Origin of the sequence: Oscillatoria nigro-viridis PCC 7112 (assembly GCF_000317475.1) — a bacterium.
GTDB lineage: Bacteria > Cyanobacteriota > Cyanobacteriia > Cyanobacteriales > Microcoleaceae > Microcoleus > Microcoleus nigroviridis.
Genome location: NC_019729.1, coordinates 943009 through 956127 on the forward strand (window position 1 = coordinate 943009; position 13119 = coordinate 956127).

At 43.5% G+C, this 13119-nt stretch carries 19 protein-coding genes; 11 read left to right on the plus strand and 8 right to left on the minus strand.

Annotated features, from left to right (window positions below):
* Positions 1–53: 53 nt before the first annotated feature.
* Positions 54–236, minus strand: a complete 183-nt coding sequence (locus OSC7112_RS37800) for a hypothetical protein (RefSeq protein ID WP_150111488.1) — start codon at positions 234–236, stop codon at positions 54–56.
* Between the two features lie 43 nt (positions 237–279).
* Here OSC7112_RS37800 and OSC7112_RS04175 point away from each other — a divergent pair, with 43 nt between their 5' ends.
* Both OSC7112_RS04175 and OSC7112_RS04180 read left to right on the plus strand, forming a co-directional pair.
* Positions 280–648, plus strand: coding sequence for a hypothetical protein (locus OSC7112_RS04175; protein ID WP_015174733.1), 369 nt, complete (start codon positions 280–282; stop codon positions 646–648).
* Between the two features lie 205 nt (positions 649–853).
* Complete coding sequence (locus OSC7112_RS04180) at positions 854–1558, plus strand: hypothetical protein (protein ID WP_015174734.1); 705 nt, start codon at positions 854–856, stop codon at positions 1556–1558.
* A gap of 453 nt (positions 1559–2011) precedes the next feature.
* Here the strand turns inward: OSC7112_RS04180 and ybiA are convergent, their stop codons facing one another.
* The 4 genes from ybiA to OSC7112_RS04205 all read right to left on the minus strand — a co-directional run bounded on the left by ybiA (position 2012) and on the right by OSC7112_RS04205 (position 4408).
* Complete coding sequence (gene ybiA / locus OSC7112_RS04185) at positions 2012–2458, minus strand: riboflavin biosynthesis intermediates N-glycosidase (RefSeq protein WP_015174735.1); 447 nt, start codon at positions 2456–2458, stop codon at positions 2012–2014.
* A 42-nt stretch (positions 2459–2500) separates the two neighbouring features.
* The gene (locus OSC7112_RS42630) at positions 2501–2863 is read right to left on the minus strand and encodes a DUF8692 domain-containing protein (RefSeq protein ID WP_150111489.1); all 363 of its coding nucleotides are present in this window, start codon (positions 2861–2863) and stop codon (positions 2501–2503) included.
* A gap of 35 nt (positions 2864–2898) precedes the next feature.
* A protein-coding gene (locus OSC7112_RS04195; RefSeq protein ID WP_150111641.1) for an ISKra4 family transposase occupies positions 2899–3965 on the minus strand; the annotation gives its coding sequence in 2 pieces (ribosomal slippage) (positions 2899–3797 and positions 3797–3965; 1068 coding nt in all).
* 41 nt (positions 3966–4006) lie between these two features.
* Positions 4007–4408, minus strand: coding sequence for a DUF8692 domain-containing protein (locus OSC7112_RS04205; RefSeq protein WP_223300757.1), 402 nt, complete (start codon positions 4406–4408; stop codon positions 4007–4009).
* Between the two features lie 121 nt (positions 4409–4529).
* On the opposite strand from OSC7112_RS04205, the gene OSC7112_RS04210 reads away from it, so the two are divergent.
* The 9 genes from OSC7112_RS04210 to OSC7112_RS04245 all read left to right on the plus strand — a co-directional run bounded on the left by OSC7112_RS04210 (position 4530) and on the right by OSC7112_RS04245 (position 11177).
* The gene (locus OSC7112_RS04210) at positions 4530–5597 is read left to right on the plus strand and encodes a mandelate racemase/muconate lactonizing enzyme family protein (protein WP_015174736.1); all 1068 of its coding nucleotides are present in this window, start codon (positions 4530–4532) and stop codon (positions 5595–5597) included.
* A gap of 43 nt (positions 5598–5640) precedes the next feature.
* Positions 5641–6528, plus strand: a complete 888-nt coding sequence (locus tag OSC7112_RS04215) for a Uma2 family endonuclease (protein ID WP_015174737.1) — start codon at positions 5641–5643, stop codon at positions 6526–6528.
* An 81-nt stretch (positions 6529–6609) separates the two neighbouring features.
* Positions 6610–7659 (plus strand): N-acetyltransferase DgcN family protein, encoded by a 1050-nt coding sequence (locus tag OSC7112_RS04220; RefSeq protein WP_015174738.1) that lies wholly within the window; start codon positions 6610–6612, stop codon positions 7657–7659.
* Positions 7660–7702: 43 nt separating this feature from the next.
* Positions 7703–8344, plus strand: coding sequence for a type I restriction endonuclease (locus tag OSC7112_RS04225; RefSeq protein WP_015174739.1), 642 nt, complete (start codon positions 7703–7705; stop codon positions 8342–8344).
* Between the two features lie 9 nt (positions 8345–8353).
* Complete coding sequence (locus OSC7112_RS34305; RefSeq protein ID WP_015174740.1) at positions 8354–8869, plus strand: cupin domain-containing protein; 516 nt, start codon at positions 8354–8356, stop codon at positions 8867–8869.
* On the plus strand, positions 8866–9342 hold the full coding sequence (locus tag OSC7112_RS04235; protein WP_015174741.1) for a GNAT family N-acetyltransferase: 477 nt from the start codon (positions 8866–8868) through the stop codon (positions 9340–9342). The genes OSC7112_RS34305 and OSC7112_RS04235 overlap by 4 nt, the downstream gene beginning before the upstream one ends.
* Positions 9343–9999: 657 nt before the next feature.
* Entirely contained in the window at positions 10000–10179 is a 180-nt protein-coding gene (locus OSC7112_RS39315; protein WP_190274325.1) for a hypothetical protein, read from the plus strand.
* A 309-nt stretch (positions 10180–10488) separates the two neighbouring features.
* Positions 10489–10776, plus strand: a complete 288-nt coding sequence (locus OSC7112_RS04240) for an NfeD family protein (RefSeq protein WP_015174742.1) — start codon at positions 10489–10491, stop codon at positions 10774–10776.
* Between the two features lie 113 nt (positions 10777–10889).
* Positions 10890–11177: an NfeD family protein gene (locus OSC7112_RS04245; RefSeq protein ID WP_015174743.1), complete on the plus strand. Its 288-nt coding sequence runs from the start codon at positions 10890–10892 to the stop codon at positions 11175–11177.
* A 174-nt stretch (positions 11178–11351) separates the two neighbouring features.
* Here the strand turns inward: OSC7112_RS04245 and OSC7112_RS41610 are convergent, their stop codons facing one another.
* From OSC7112_RS41610 to OSC7112_RS39320, 3 genes are all read right to left on the minus strand, one after another.
* The gene (locus OSC7112_RS41610) at positions 11352–12152 is read right to left on the minus strand and encodes an Rpn family recombination-promoting nuclease/putative transposase (RefSeq protein WP_051041472.1); all 801 of its coding nucleotides are present in this window, start codon (positions 12150–12152) and stop codon (positions 11352–11354) included.
* A 70-nt stretch (positions 12153–12222) separates the two neighbouring features.
* On the minus strand, positions 12223–12663 hold the full coding sequence (locus tag OSC7112_RS41615; RefSeq protein WP_397318847.1) for a DUF2887 domain-containing protein: 441 nt from the start codon (positions 12661–12663) through the stop codon (positions 12223–12225).
* Between the two features lie 16 nt (positions 12664–12679).
* Positions 12680–12850, minus strand: coding sequence for a hypothetical protein (locus OSC7112_RS39320; RefSeq protein ID WP_015174744.1), 171 nt, complete (start codon positions 12848–12850; stop codon positions 12680–12682).
* Positions 12851–13119: the final 269 nt, after the last annotated feature.

Here is a 13119-nt window from a genome sequence, read left to right on the forward strand (position 1 = left end):
GGGGTCTCAATTGTGTGTTCATAAACTTATCCTAATTTTGTTGACACCAACGCTTATAATAAATTGCATTCTTCTATGGGAAGTTCTAGCAAAACTCGTCTGTCGCCTTTTGTTTCCTGATAGCGGACTGCCGCATTCAGCAGGCGGATGGGAATTTGGAATTGTTCGTAAGTAGCTTGGGGACGCCGATCGCATAATAGGCTACTCTGTTCGTTCCGAAAACGCAGAGGCTTCAATCAGCTACCGATCCGTGCAGGTCTATTAGTACGAGAATAAACAATGAAATTCAGGGTGGAAAATTTTAACGGAAGAACGATCGCTATTTTTGAGCGAGAATTACCCCCTCGGAGCTATCTCCTAGCAGCTTTTCTTGAAGAAGCTCGGTCTACGAAAGGACAAATATACCTAGAAATTATTGAGAAAATTGAATGTAGCAAAAATATTAGGGATGTAAAAGTAACTGAATTGACTGGCAATTGTATAGATGCTGAACTTTATACCGACCGTATAGTAATTACAGAACTATGGCCCACAGGTGGAGAAGATGCAGAACCAGAAAGCACGGAGATCCTTTTGACAGAAGCAAAAAGGCTACTGCTGGAGTGGCAATCAATTTTGAATCTGTGGTGTGAACAGCAGGCACAATAAATAATTAATCAGCAGATTAACTGGTTCCCCATCTATGCCTGGGAATCGATATCACTCTTGCTCTGCCTCGCAAGTCTCAGACTAGGGGGAGGCAGAGCCTCCAAATCTGCGTCCCCAGGCAGAGCCTGGGAACAAGAAAAAATATAAAAAATATTCTTTAAGATTTGTTACAATACACAAAACTTCATACTTTCCCCAACACTGGATGACTTTTTTCAACGCCTCCGAACCCCTAATCCGCAGCAAACAGGAACATCTCGACGTACAAGACCGCGAAGGCCTGTTGCAACTCCGCTGGCAAATTGGAAATATTACTCTTTTCTCAGGATTTTATACCCGCATCGACCAAACTTTTCTGCTTTGGGGTTTGGTGACGGCGGGGATTTTTTTCACCGCTCAGTTTTTCCCCATCAGTTGGAGCTTTCAGGCGATTCTGTGGTCAAGTTTGACTCTAATTGGCACTGCGGGAATGGCTGTTTTGACTTTGTTTTGGGTAAGAGTCGAGCGAGTTAGCTGGATTCTTTACTGTTGGGCGATTTTGATGATAACTGGTTTGGTGCTGACCGATTGCAGTATTTTTGCCGGTTGGGGAGGTTTGCTGCTGCACCTGTGCGATTTGTGGTTGGGGTTGAGCGCGATCGGCTATTTTTGTACGGGACTCGGTTTGCGATCGCGCACTTTTATCGCGATCGGACTAACTCATTTATTTAGCATCCCTTTATTAACTTTTGTTGCACCTTGGCAATATTTAACCACTGGCATAATTATGGCCGGCTGTTTGTTGTTATTGTCCGAATTGCAGTGGGATATGCGATCGCCGATCGACAATACTTTGCTAAACGCAGAACAGAAAGAATTTAACCGAATTCAACAGCAACTGCGACAGAGTGGCGCGATTGTATCCAAATAAATGACAAATGTAAAGAATTCTGTAGTATTGCTGACACTTTCCACAAATCGTACACAATAGAAAGATACAGCATAAATAAAAAACAAACTTTAACCAGAACAGGTGTTTTGCTGTTTTACTTGTGAATCGCCAACCTCAGGAGAACGGTGTCCGGGAGGCGACTGGCTAACAAAGCTGTACTTGCGACGATAAAAGTTAATTCGGGTTGAGAGTAGTTGTTAAAACAAAAAAAGTGGTGCAGGGTTTTTACCGTTTCCCCTGCTTCGCAGTCTCTGAGGAGAGGCTAAACCCTCTACTAGAACAGCCTGACGAGATTGGCACAGGTTTTGACAGTTGCTCAGACCGATTTTTGAATTCAGTGTTTGAGAAAATTGAGGAAATGCTCGCTGAGGAGCATTGCAGGACTTAGGATTAAATAAGTCCTGCTTTAGTTTGGGAAATTTAAGTTCTGTTTTACTCTGACGTGCGTTTTCGCAATATCTCCCTTACTTCCATTAAAATCTGGCCCAACATATTTTTGCCGCTGCCATCTTTACCGCAACCCCAATAGTAATCAATAGGAGAATTTTCGACTATTTCCTCATCGCCAGTAGCGAGTAAAATTTCTCTAATTTCGGGATGAGTTTCAAATTTGCGGAGTACGGCTTTTCCCATGATACCATCTTTTACTTCTTCCCAATCTTTGCGGAGGGGACGAGAGCGATCGCGCCCCATTTTTGCTGCATCTTTCGGCGTTTTTGCTTGGCGAATTTGTTCGCAGTGAGGTGTATTCGGAAACTTCTGCGCTTGAAAATAATGCTCGCTAGTTGCCCAATATTCTCCGTCTAACTCGAGTCCATGACTGGAAAAATTAGAAAAACAGCCGTATTCGCTGCCAGTGGTGTAGAAGTAGATAGCCATAAAGTCTGCGATTTCAATTTCGTTAATAATCTTGGTTTATCGTCAGTTTTCCCTCTCTGGATTATCCACTATCTTCAACCGCAAATCAATAGTTTCAAGATGGGAACCGATGTAAGACAGCAGGGCGTAGATAAATACTATCACCCCTACCATTTCCAAAATTTCCTCAACACAAACCATCAAACCGTATATCAAGTTTCGTTGAGTTACCGCATCTGCATAATAGCCACCAACCATTTCCATGCCAAGTGCTCCACCCACATATATACTGCCTGCTAGCAAGAAAAAGTCCCTTATTTTCCGTGGTAGGTACAGGAGAAAATTGAGATAAGCCAGCGCAGTAACCGCAACAAAAATCGCCCCCGGAATTACCCAAATGAAGTAAAAAATTCCCCCTAAATGCAGTGCCTTTCGGGGTGCATCTCACTTTGGCACATACATCAAATTGAAAGTTGACCGTTGAGATAAGCACAGCGAAGAGCAAGCATAGAGGAAACGTTCTCAATATTCCATTGCGCTCCCGATATTTTTACCCTTAATCCAATGCGTTTTATTGTTGATTCCACTGTTCCAGAACCAATCGAACTTATGGATTCTTCTTTGTAGTATTGGTAATTTACTATTCGGCAGCGATGGGTATCTAAATAATTGCAAAACGTTTTAAATGCTTGACCTTTAAAGTCTTTAAATAAATTTATAACTTCATCAACTTTGCCTTGCCATAACATATTTTCGGCTAATTTCAATCGTTTTATTGAACCCCCTACCTTGTAGAGATTTTCTTTCAGATGATACCAATCTAAGATTTCTTGTCTTTGTTCATTGTCTCCAATTTCTTTAAATATGTTCCAAATTCCGGCATGGCCATCTCCGAGGCAATACATAGGATGTAGTAATTTTTGGCTATTAGTCCAATCAATTAAATCTTGATTATTTTGAAAAAACGCTCCCGCATAAATATTATCTAAACACACGGCTTTATAGTCTTTCCAGTAACAGCTCTCGCCCTTGGTTGCGTTGCGTAGTCTGACTTTACCGCCATCCAATGTAATTTCTTTGACTCCTTGTTGAGATGTAGGCAATTCCAATTCTTGTCTTTTGACTAATCTTTGTAATGTACTGTGAGAAATTTTGATCCCAGTAAATTTTTCCAAATCTTTTTCTGCCATTTGATAAGATTCGTTAGCACTGATTAAAAGACAGCAATTTTCCATCAGGGGACTAAATTGACTGTAAGCTTTTAAGCCAAAATATTTTGCCTGATTATCTGTAATGTCGAGCGATCCGATTATTGATTTTATTTTTCGGGGTTTTCCTGTTTGAATTCCTGATACTGCTGAAAAAAAAAGCTACCTATTTCTGGACCAACCTCTGATAACATTTTCTGACGGACTGCTTTTTCTATACTTTCAAAAGTTTTTAACTCAGTTGGCTCTGTATTTCTGTAAAGAATTTTTGCTACCGCTTTTAAGTGGGCTTTTAGTTGTTGTTGGTCTGAGGGTGTCATTTTATTTACCTCATCTTTATTTGACGATTTTACTAGCTTTTTCATTTTAACTCTTTTTTGACACATTCGCAAAAGTGAGATGCACCCGCCTTTCGCAAGTCGTTAATAATTAATATTTCGTGCAGACTCAATATTTCATCTAAAGAAAAAAATACAAACATGAACGCCAGCGCTTTCCAGTGTTCAAAATACCGATCGCCCTGCTTCTTCTTAGCACTAGCAATAATACCTAGCAAAATCGCGCAAAACAGCAAAGTAAATGACGAGTACCACGAAGGATAATTTATTTCTCTGTCTAAGTTAAACAAACTAATCCAGCGTTCTTGATAGTTAAAACCGTAGCGCAGAACTTGTACGATGCAACCAGCAACAGCAAAGAAGATCACCCAAATGCTGAGAGAGTAGGCAACTCTCTTCGGCGAAACAGAAATAATGAATTTCATCAAGTTTTTGATAAACTAGAACAAGCAAAATCAAACTATAAAGTAAAAAGTTAAAAATGGCAATAGCGGCGCAATCCGCCACCTCGGATTTTTATCTACAAAAAATTACCAATCACTGACAATGCACGTTCAAATTGAAACCTTCACTGTCCGCAAGCGGTTTGCCCTTACCATCAGCCGCGGTACAACAGCCCAAAGTACGAATTTATGGGTAAAATTAGCACACGAAGGCATCGAAGGTTGGGGAGAAGCATCGCCCTTTTCCACAGGTTCTCGGCCCCAAACTACCGAAATTCTGCTAGCTGCATTGCAGGAAGTTGCACCGCTGCTAGAAAAGTTGACTCCGTTCGATCGCCAAAAAGTCGAACAAGTATTAACCGAGGTCAACTTACCCTCAGCCGCCCGCGCCGGCATCGACATGGCAATGCACGACTGGCTGGGGAAAAAAGCAGGCTTGCCGCTGTGGAAAATGTGGGGATTAGATCGATCGCGCATCGTCCCCACCTCCGTCACAATCGGCATTAATTCGCCGAGGAGTGCGAGAGAAAGAGTGCGCGATTGGTTTGGCAAAGATGCGACTGTTCCAGGAAGCCTCAAATACCGCGCCGTTAAAGTTAAATTAGGAAATCCAGAAGGAATTGAAGCCGACAAAGCTATGCTAATAGCAGTGAGAGACGAAGCGCCAACTAACATTCAAATCAGTGTTGATGCTAACGGTGGCTGGAGTTTGACCAGCGCGATCGAAATGTGTCGCTGGCTGGAAAAATACCGGATAAATTATGTAGAACAGCCGCTTTCACCGGTAGCCGATATGGATGAATTCTCAGAACTGTACCGTAAATCGCCCCTGCCAATTTTTGCTGATGAAAGTTGCTTTAATAGTTCCGATATACCCAAGTTAGCGCACTGCGTCCACGGCATCAATATCAAAATGATGAAGTCAGGGGGATTGACCGAAGCAATGCGGATGATTCACACCGCAAAAGCCTGCAATTTGCAAGTAATGTTCGGCTGCTATTCAGATAGCGCGATCGCAAATACAGCAGCAGCACAACTTTCACCGCTAGCTGACTATTTGGATTTGGACAGTCACTTAAATTTATTAGACGATCCTTTCAGCGGTGCGATCGTCGAAAATGGGTGTTTGCTGCCAAACGAGCGATCGGGATTGGGAGTGAGGCGAATTTAGATTGTAGAATAGAAGTATCGCTCAAAACACATCTGGAGATACTATGATGCCAGTGGAATCAATAGGAGAGCAAATTAATAGAGAAGCCAAACTTTTCTTTGAAGAACACAAGCCGCCGACTGATTTAATTTTTGATGATGGTGCAGAAATGGAAAGCAACCGCCACCGTATAGCAATGAATGTTTTAATCCGTTCGGTAGAACTAGGTTTAGCTCACCGGAACGATTTTTTTGTCGGTGGCAATATGTTTATTTATTACAGCGTTAAACAAGTTCGGAATCAGGATTTCCGAGGCCCGGATTTTTTCGCTGTGTTGGGTGTTGACGGCGATACTTCCCGACAAGGTTGGGTAGTTTGGAATGAAAACGGACGTTACCCGGATGTGATTTTGGAACTGCTGTCGCCATCAACGGCTAATGAGGATACAGGCAAAAAAAAGGATATTTACGAGCAGGTTTTTAGAACTCCTGATTACTTTGTTTTCGATCCTTTTGATCCGAATTCTTTGCGGGGATGGCATTTAGATAATAATCAACGCTATCAGCCGTTAGTACCCGACGAGCGGGGTTGGCTGTGGTGCGAAACGTTAGGTTTTTGGTTGGGTACTTGGGAAGGAATTGTCGATCGAGAAACAGCGACTTGGGTGCGTTTTTTCGATGAATCTGGCAATTTAGTTTTGTTGCCGGAGGAAGCCGCTCAACAAGAAGCCGAAGCCGCTCAACAGCAAGCCGAAGCCGCTCAACAGCAAGCCGAAGCCGCTCAACAACAAGCCGAAGCCGCTCAACAACAAGCCGAAGCCGCTCAACAACAAGCCGAAGCCGCTCAACAGCAAGCGGAACAGGAACGCCAGCGAGCCTCGCGACTAGAGGCCAGATTGCGAGAATTGGGAGAAGATCCGAACGATCTTACCCTGAACCCAAATCACAGCTAACACCCAATCGATTTTAGATTTTAGATTTTAGATTTTAAAGAGAATCTAAAATCTAAAATTGCCCGTCTCAAAAGTGAATCAATGACTAAAAACTATCCGATCAAAAATGGTAAAGTTGCAATCCTGCTCCACGAGGGCATAATCGGCACTTCCGGCAAAACAGGTTTAGCCTTTTTGCGCTACAGCGAAGCACAAATTGTAGCAGTAATAGACCACCAATGTGCCGGACAATCTTTACCAGAATTAACGGGCATTCCTCAACAAGTACCGATAGTTGCTTCCGTTGCAGAAGCACTGCAATTTGCGCCGGATATTCTGCTAATTGGTATCGCTCCTTCCGGCGGTGTTTTGCCTCCGGAATGGATGGCAGAAATTCATCAAGCCGTAGCAGCAGGTTGGTCAGTTGTCAACGGTTTGCACACCAAAATTGCACCGCTAATTGCAGTGGCTTTAACCGAAAATCAATGGATTTGGGACGTGCGTCAGGAACCGAAATCTGTCGGGGCGATCGCCTCTGCTGCAGCCGCTAAATTAAGCTGTCGCCGCGTATTAACTGTCGGCACAGATATGAGCGTTGGCAAAATGTCAACCAGTCTGGAACTCAATCGCACTTGCTTGCGGCGGGGTTTGCGTTCCAAATTTTTAGCAACGGGACAAACTGGTTTAATGATCGGAAATGAAGGCCTTCCTTTGGATGCAGTGCGAGTTGATTTCGCCGCGGGTGCTGTCGAACAAATGGTGATAAAATTGGGTTCGGAATGCGATATTCTGCACGTAGAAGGGCAAGGTTCGCTATTGCATCCGGGTTCGACGGCGACTCTGCCGCTGTTGCGGGGTTCGCAGCCAACTCACTTAATTTTAGCCCACAGAGCCGGACAAACTAGCATTCGCAATCGCCCGCACGTATCGATTCCCACTTTATCGAAAGTGGTCGAATTGTACGAAATGTTAGCTGCTGCTGCGGGTGCTTTTGCAGGGGGAAAAGTGAGCGCGATCGCCCTCAACACTCATCACTTAAATGAGCCAGATGCGCTGTTAGCAATAGCTGAAGTTCAAGCAGAAACGGGATTGCCTTGTACCGATCCCGTAAGGTTTGGCGCGGAGGTTTTGTGGGAGGCGATCGACAGTTGATCTGCTACAATCAATTACAACTAGCAAATCGCTACATAAAACTATGACACAAAGCATTCAAGCAAAAACACTGACCCTGCTAGATGTCGAAACAAAATTTAATTTTCAACTTTGTGAAGACGAGCAATTCTTCCGGGAGTGGATTGACGACTTACCGGAAATTAGCGATGACAAAAAGCGATCGCTCGACAACCTAAAAGCAGGTTATATCAACAGTGTCAAGTACGCGATGCTGGAAGATACCGTAAAAATGGTGGTACTGGCTCCCTTGCTATTTTTAGCAGATTTCTACTTGACTCCCTTTCACATAGAGGCAGAAAAATCAGTAGAACTGACTATTGAAGATGAAGATACAATTGTCAGGGGTAGCATCGATGTCCTGCTATTGCTGAAATCTTTTTGGGTAGTTGCGATCGAAGCCAAACGCTCTCAATATTCCGTTGAAGCTGGGCTTCCTCAGTTACTATTTTATATGCTGAATGACCCCAGCTCAGAACCAGTAACATTTGGGCTTCTGACAAATGGTAGCAGCTTTCGATTTATCAAAATGACCAAACGAGACACACCGCAGTATGCCGTATCTAAACTTTTCGATATTGCGAATCCGGGAAATGAACTTTACGAAGTTTTTCGCATTTTGAAGCGATTAGCTGGTATAATTTCCCATTACAGCACTTCAACTTGAATACACAATATGGAACTAAATTCTGAAAGTAACAATAAATTCAGTAAAGCTCACTTTGACTTTAAAAATTTGCCCCAACTCACCAACCCTTGGCGACAGCTAAATCTGCAAGGAGTAGCTTTAGGTTTGATTCGCTTGCCGGCGGGCGATGGCTACACATTTACTCACAGCCACGCAGAACAAGAAGAAGTTTATATTGTAGTTGAAGGCAAGGGCCTGATGGTTGTAGATGGAGAACTATTGACACTTGAGGGCGGCGATATTGTGAGAGTTTCTCCCGCAGCAAAGAGAGCATTAAAAGCTGCTGAAAATACAGCCTTGTTTGCGATCTGTACTGGAGGATTGGCCGCAGGTTATCCCAAGCAACCCAACGCGCGCTATCTGATAGATGATGGAATTCCGGATTATGACGATGTTCCGCCTTGGTATGAGGGAAATCCCGAAATTGCCGAGAAAAATGCACGGTTAAAAGAAAGGATGTTGAAAGCTCAAGCCAAACGAGACAGCAAACAGGAATCATCATGAATGAAAGTTCTTTTTCGTTGCCGTCAGAATGCGCCATCCGCCCGGCCTGTGCTCGAGACATCAAATCAATTAGAATGTTAGTGTGGAGCGCCAAACTCGATCCAACTCAGTTGCGCTGGGAGCAATTCTGGGTCATCGAATGCGAGGGAAAATTGGCAGCTTGCGGACAGTTGCGGAACTTTGCGGGCGCGCAAGAATTGGGCAGTTTGGTGGTGGCGAAAGATTGGCGCGATCGAGGTTTGGGAAGCTACCTCACAACATATTTAATTCAACAAGCTACAGAACCGCTATATTTAGAATGTTTGGGAAAGCGACTCGCATCATTTTATACTCGCTTTGGCTTCGTAGAAGTTTCCGTACAAGAATTGCCGCAGTCGCTTAAATTCAAGTTCGGTTTGTCTCAATTAGCTAAAACTTTATTCAAAATTCCTGTAACAATTATGCAGTATCAAGCAGGTTGTCTATCATTATGACTTTTATGAATTTAAGATTCTGAATTTATGAATGGATTTTAAGTTCGACCTGTTCAATAATTGGATAACAGGGTGCGATCGACCTGCATCGCTCAAAAACTCCTACCGCCTCCTGATATCTGGGTCATATCAAATCTGTTAGCATCGGCATTATTGATATATCTCTTCTCGACCCCTGCGTAAATGGGCGTCAATTCGTTGTCCGGGGCGGCCCGATAAATTCTCTTTTTTTTACCGCAGATGAGGGCAGATAAACACAGATTAACGCAGATGAATTAGATCGATTCTGGTTGCACGATCCGTGATTGTTGACTGTTGACTGGATTTTACGCCCGACGATGCTACTGGATTTGATATCAATCTCGATCGCCTATGTTCTATGCCTAAATAGGTAGGTACAAATCAATATCGCATGGGGAGGGCGGGTGAGTTGCCAAGTTTACTTGCTTGTATCGCAGATCCGCTTACGGGCCCCTAATGGCGCACAGGGTATCAGAAACCGGGTTTTTAGCCGTTTGGTGCGTAAGTCACGGACTAGATATGTATGGATATTCCGGATTGGGCGATCGAGACTGCGTAAATTCATAATTCACTGTTCGCGGTAGTCCACTTTGGTAAATTGGCACAGCTACCAGTCTGATATCTAGGCAAAAACCTTTGCAAAATCGTTGCTTGGGGCTTTACCAGTGTCCTGTGCCAGTACCGGACTCGGAAAGTGGACTGGCGATCGCCCCAAAGATATTCGACTCCTGGCAAATTAGTAAGTGTAAAGCAAGTGAGTCACAACCCAATCAAAACATAAAAGCCAAAAATAAAACATCTTCACAGCAGCAGTAATGCGGAATCAGCCAATCTCTAATGTAGCTAACAACATCTACCCTTGAGGCAAATCCCACCAACTGCTCAACCACTAAATCCTTAATTCAATACCTCGGAATTACTGGATTTAGACTCCCCGCAACCGCTTCTCAAATACCCTCAACATTGCAAAAATTATTTGCCTTTTATCCCGATAGAACGACGGAAGACAAGAACAATGAAATATCAAGGTAATCAATCAATGTACACGGAGAAAATGCAGCCTCTCAAATAGCATAAACAGACAATTACACATCCATATATTTTAACACCACAGGAGTAAATATCATGTTCAACGTAGTAAAAGCTTTCGGCTCGATTTTCTCTACCCAAGGATACAGCACAGCTAACAATATGCTCATCAAAAATTACATCAATACCAATTTTAACTACTTCAACGAAGAAGCAGTCGTCGATGAATCGATTTACCCGCATCAAACAGGTCGCGTCCGTTTCCAAGGTAGCTGGTGGCCCGCACGGTGCGATCGCCCAATTACCCTCACACCCGGAGACACGGTTTATGTCATCGGCGTTGACAACATCACTCTGTTAGTTTCCCTCGCTCCAGCAGACTAAATCAGAGCATAAACCACCTGGTAATCAATTTCAACCAGGAAATGCTACTTTTCAAAGACCACAAAATAGGCGATTAAACTTCGATATATTTTAACACAAAAGGAGTCTACAAAATGTTTAACGTAGTAAAAGCTTTCGGTTCTATTTTTTCTACTCACACCTACAGCACAGAAAAGAATATGTTAATCGACAACTACATCAACACGAATTTTAACTACTTCAACGAAGAAGCAGTGGTCGATGAATCGATTTACCCGAATCAAACAGGTCGCGTCCGCTTCCAAGGTAGCTGGTGGCCCGCACGGTGCGATCGCCAAATCACCCTCACACCTGGAGACACCGTTTATGTCATCGGCGTTGACAACATCACTCTGTTAGTTTCCTTGGCTCCTGCAGACTAAACTAGAAAGTAATCTCAACTTTTTCACGGTCAGAACCCCGACTTATTCAAGAAGTCGGGGTTCTGACTGTTCTGTTTTTTAGTGGCAATTTGGCGATCGCTTCCACTCCACACCTGACGCAAGACAGCAATATCTGCCTCTGTTTATTTGCCAGTAGAAATATGGCAGATCGCGCTACAATAAAATGGCATTTTTGAGAGCTTGTTTGTTGAGGCGATCGCCGAGTTGAGATTCGCTACTTTCTCGGGTGACTGCTGCTTTTTCTGATGGCTTAGCGGGCGGTAGCGGTTCGAGCAGTTGGGCTTGAGCTTCCTGAATTGAAGGGTAATTTTCAGCCCAGGATGAAATCGCTTCTGAAAGGACATCGATGTCATCGGATAAGGGTTCAATTAGCTGCGCTAGTTCGGTTAATTGTTCGGCCCCGAAGAGCGATCGCTGCTGAGTTAATAGTTCGATAAACGAGTCGATATTTTGTTCGGAGAGTGACATCGATTCCCGTTGGATTTTGTTAATTGTTTGCCGAACAAATTCGAGAGACAAATCTAATAACTGCGCGATCGTCTCTAAATTTATCCCCAACCCGATCGTGCGACGAATGGCTTCTAACTTCGCCTGCCGCTCACCTTCTTGCTTACCTTGTTCGAGTCCTTCTTCTAAGCCTTCTTGCTTGACTTCCTGGTAAAATCGAGTTTGTCTGAGTTCGCTTAAATTCAACATGGCGGCAATTTCCTCGCGGCTTTTCTGGGGGAGTTTGTAGACGATAATTGTTTCGATGAGGTTAATTAAATCGCGTAGAACGGTTGGATCGGACAACTGTTGTCGGGCCATTGCGATCGACTGCCGTGCTTGTTCTGCTGCTGTCTCTGCTGGCTCGATTACCAGTTTAACAACTTTCACTCCGAGCGATCGATCTGCGGTTTCTGGCAATTCATCGAGGTAAATCCGTGGAGGGATAAAAAAGCTCCGAATTCTCATCACCAGCCCCTGGATTTATCAGTGGGGTCGATTCTTCAATTCTTCAATTCTAAAATCTAAAATCTAAAATCTAAAATCTAAAATTGAGTGGTTTGTATTGTCGCAGATAGAGAAAGAGTTCGCCAAAGATGCGGTAGTACAAGTCGGCATCGGGTTGAAACTGAACTTCAGCTAAGTAAAATGGTTTTTCGGGTTCTTCGGTTTTGGGGAGAAATAACCCGTCGATGCGGAATGCGAGTTGTTTGATTTCGCGGGAGGTGAATTCATAGGCGGCGGCTTCGTCTGGGGAACGATCTATCAGTTCAAAGAAGAAGCTGGGAAATTCCTGAAACAGGCTGTAGAAAATGGTGTCTGTTTTCATGAGTTGTCGATGCGAATCGAAGATGGGTACTATACCATGCCAAGATTGGTAAATGCGATCGCTCGATAGTTTGAGTAGCGATCGCATCCACTCATTTTTCAGATTTTCGCTTGTCGATTTCGGCGATCGGCAACGACACTTTTTTGTCAATCTCCTCGTTTAGCATTTAGCTTTTATCTATTTGACTCTCCTCATCTTTCTGCAACGCAGCCAAGATTTGAAAGCACAGCCGAAGTAGAAACAGCAGAAATCCTGCTTGGGGATTGAGCCAGGTGGCAACACCCACTACGGTAAACTCGATTACTTTGAGCCATTTCTTTTTGTTGGATTTAGACATTAGAATCACCTTTTTTTAATGCTTAAATCCATTGGAACAATGAGAATTGAGAGTTATTTAAACTGACTTGACTGACTTAGGTTGATTTAACCTGACTTAGACTGGCTTCGGGCAAAAAAAGTAGCTAAACTATCTGTGTACCCTTTGCTCGTTTGCTCCTAATGCCCTTTCCTCATGACTTCTTGACCGAAATCGCTCGCACGAAAAAGCTGACTGACCTAGAGATAGCTGTTTTTTTGCTGCTATTTGGTCAAGATAAAAATAAGGTG